The organism is Corallococcus sp. AB049A (assembly GCF_003668885.1).
GTDB classification, from domain to species: Bacteria; Myxococcota; Myxococcia; order Myxococcales; family Myxococcaceae; genus Corallococcus; species Corallococcus interemptor.
The window spans coordinates 1-508 of the sequence record NZ_RAWL01000949.1 but is presented as its reverse complement, the minus strand read 5'-3'; the positions used below and the strand labels follow the sequence as shown (position 1 = coordinate 508).

General features: G+C 48.2%; 1 protein-coding gene. It reads left to right on the top strand.

The window, feature by feature from the left end:
- The coding region (locus D7X55_RS46000; protein ID WP_147470474.1) for a zinc-binding dehydrogenase at positions 1 to 508 on the top strand (508 nt) is incomplete at both ends.

The window sequence follows — 508 nt, the reverse complement described above, 5'->3', positions numbered from 1 at the left end:
GTATTAGGTGTGCACGCTGACGGTGGTTTCAGTGAATATGCCGTGGTGCCGGCAAAAAATGCGTGGAAAATTCCTGAAGCAGTGGCCGATCAATATGCGGTGATGATCGAACCTTTTACCATTGCGGCTAACGTTACCGGTCATGGTCAACCGACTGAAAATGATACCGTTCTGGTTTACGGTGCCGGTCCAATCGGCCTGACGAACGTTCAGGTATTAAAAGGCGTCTATAACGTTAAAAATGTGATTGTTGCCGATCGCATTGATGAACGACTGGAAAAAGCGAAAGAGAGCGGGGCTGACTGGGCGATTAATAACAGCCAGACACCGCTTGGCGAGATTTTCGCTGAAAAAGGCATAAAGCCGACATTAATTATCGATGCGGCTTGTCATCCTTCTATCCTGAAAGAGGCCGTAACGCTGGCTTCTCCAGCGGCACGTATTGTATTGATGGGCTTCTCCAGTGAACCGTCTGAAGTGATTCAGCAAGGAATTACCGGAAAAGAAC